Below are 2,668 nucleotides of genomic sequence, written 5' to 3' on the forward strand. Positions count from 1 at the left end.
CGGCGCTCGCGGGCGTCCCCGGGGCCGCGGGCACCGCGCTGCGCGAGGCCCAGCGGTCCCGTCCGGCGCGGCCGGGCACGCCCCGCGCCCCGCGCCCGGCCGCGCCTCGTACGCCCGGTGCCACGCGCACCCCGCCCCGGGGCGGGGTGCTGCGCGGCCCGCGCCGCGCCGTGGACGGCGTGCGCCGGCTGTACCTGCGGGCCAAGCGCGCCTGGGACCGGCCGCTGACCGCGTACTACGTGATCTTCGGCGGCAGCCTGCTGATCACCGGTCTGGGCCTGGTGATGGTCTTCTCCGCCTCGCAGATCCAGGCGCTGCGCTCCGGGCTGCCCTCCACGTACTTCTTCCGCAAGCAGCTCCTGGCCGCCGTCCTGGGGGCCCTGCTGCTGCTGGCCGCCTCCCGGATGCCGGTCGCCCTGCAACGGGTGCTGGCGTACCCGCTGCTGGCCGTCTCGGTCTTCCTGATGTGCCTGGTGCAGGTGCCCGGGCTCGGCCATGAGGTGAACGGCAACCGGAACTGGATCCTCCTCGGCGGCCCCTTCCAGCTCCAGCCCAGTGAGTTCGCCAAGCTCTCCCTGGTCCTGTGGGGCGCCGACCTGCTCGCCCGCAAGGGCGACAAGCGGATGCTCACCCAGTGGAAGCACCTGCTCGTACCGCTCGTTCCGGTGGCCTTCCTGCTGCTCGGCCTGATCATGCTCGGCGGGGACATGGGCACCGCGATCATCCTCGCCGCGATCCTGTTCGGGCTGCTCTGGCTGGCCGGCGCGCCCCTGCGGCTGTTCGCCGGAGTGCTCGCCGTCGCCGCCGTCCTGGGGGCCGTCCTCATCGGGACCAGCAGCAACCGGCTGGCCCGGCTCGACTGCATCGGCGCCACCGATCCCGGCCCGAACGACGCGTGCTGGCAGGCCGTGCACGGCATCTACGCCCTGGCCTCCGGCGGCTGGTTCGGCTCCGGACTCGGTGCCAGCATGGAGAAATGGGGGCAACTGCCCGAACCCCACACCGACTTCATCTTCGCCGTGACCGGGGAGGAACTCGGCCTGACGGGGACGCTGTCGGTCCTCGCCCTTTTCGCGGCTCTAGGCTATGCGGGTATCCGCGTGGCCGGACGCACGGAGGACACCTTCGTGAGGTACGCGGCGGGAGGTGTGACCACCTGGATCATGGCGCAGGCCGTGGTCAACATCGGTGCGGTGCTCGGACTGCTGCCGATCGCCGGGGTCCCGCTCCCGCTGTTCTCCTACGGAGGCTCCGCCCTGCTGCCGACGATGTTCGCCGTCGGGCTGCTGATCTCGTCCGCGAGAACGGAGCCCGCCGCGCGGGCGGCACTGGCCATGCGGCAGCCTGCTGTGAGAAAGAAGCTGGCTGGGGTGAGACGGAAGACGATGCGACGGAGCGCCGCACGGCGCCCGTCCGGAGAGCGGTGAAATTCGGTGCATGTCGTACTCGCCGGTGGGGGGACCGCCGGCCACATCGAGCCCGCGCTCGCCCTCGCGGACGCCCTGCGCAGGCAGGACCCGACCGTGGGGATCACGGCACTCGGCACGGAACGCGGACTTGAGACCCGGCTGGTCCCGGATCGCGGCTATGACCTGGAACTGATCCCGGCCGTGCCGCTGCCGCGCAAACCCACCCCTGAGCTGATCACCGTGCCGGGACGGCTGCGCGGCACCATCAAGGCGGCCGAGCAGGTCCTGGAGCGCACCAAGGCCGACTGCGTGGTGGGTTTCGGCGGCTACGTGGCGCTGCCCGGCTACCTGGCCGCCAAGCGGCTCGGGGTGCCGATCGTCGTCCACGAGGCCAACGCGCGGCCCGGTCTGGCCAACAAGATCGGCTCCCGCTACACCCGCTTCGTCGCCGTCTCCACCCCGGACAGCAAGCTGCGGCACGCCCGCTACATCGGCATCCCGCTGCGCCGCTCCATCGCCACCCTGGACCGGATGGCGATGCGGGCCGAGGCCCGGGCCGCCTTCGGCCTCGACGCGGGCCTGCCCACGCTGCTGGTCTCCGGCGGCTCCCAGGGCGCGCGGCGGCTGAACGAGGTCGTCCAGGCCATCGCCCCGACCCTCCAGCGGTCCGGCGTCCAGATCCTGCACGCGGTCGGCCCGAAGAACGAGCTGCCGCAGGTGGACAACATGCCCGGGATGCCGCCGTACATCCCGGTGTCGTACCTGGACCGGATGGACCTCGCGTACGCCGCGGCCGACATGATGCTCTGCCGGGCGGGCGCGATGACGGTCGCCGAGCTGTCCGCCGTCGGGCTGCCGGCCGCCTACGTCCCGCTGCCGATCGGCAACGGCGAGCAGCGGCTGAACGCCCAGCCGGTGGTCAAGGCGGGCGGCGGGCTGCTCGTCGACGACGCCGAGCTGTCGCCGGAGTGGATCCAGAACAACGTCCTGCCGGTGCTCACCGACCCGCACCGGCTGCTCGACATGTCCCGCGCCGCCGCCGAGTTCGGCCGCCGCGACGCCGACGAGCTGCTGGTCGGCATGGTGTACGAGGCGATCGCGGCGCGCCGCCAGGGCTGACGGCCGGGCACGGGTGCGGGAGAGCGGGGAAGCGTGGCCGGACGGACGACGACCGCCGAGCGCGGCGGCCCCGGGGGGCCGGGGCCGGACCCCGGTCCGCCGCAGACCGCGCGGCGGACCCGCCGGCCGCGGCCGGCGGG

At 73.7% G+C, this 2,668-nt stretch carries 2 protein-coding genes; both read left to right on the plus strand.

Features of this window, described 5'->3' with window-relative positions:
• A partial coding sequence (gene ftsW, locus VE546_RS25395; RefSeq protein ID WP_414720580.1) for a putative lipid II flippase FtsW occupies positions 1-1,427 on the plus strand: 1,427 nt, incomplete at its 5' end.
• Between the two features lie 6 nt (positions 1,428-1,433).
• Positions 1,434-2,528, plus strand: coding sequence for an undecaprenyldiphospho-muramoylpentapeptide beta-N-acetylglucosaminyltransferase (gene murG, locus VE546_RS25400; protein WP_324926276.1), 1,095 nt, complete (start codon positions 1,434-1,436; stop codon positions 2,526-2,528).
• Positions 2,529-2,668 lie beyond the last annotated feature (140 nt).

It is taken from the genome of Streptomyces sp. (assembly GCF_035644915.1).
Lineage (GTDB): Bacteria > Actinomycetota > Actinomycetes > Streptomycetales > Streptomycetaceae > Streptomyces.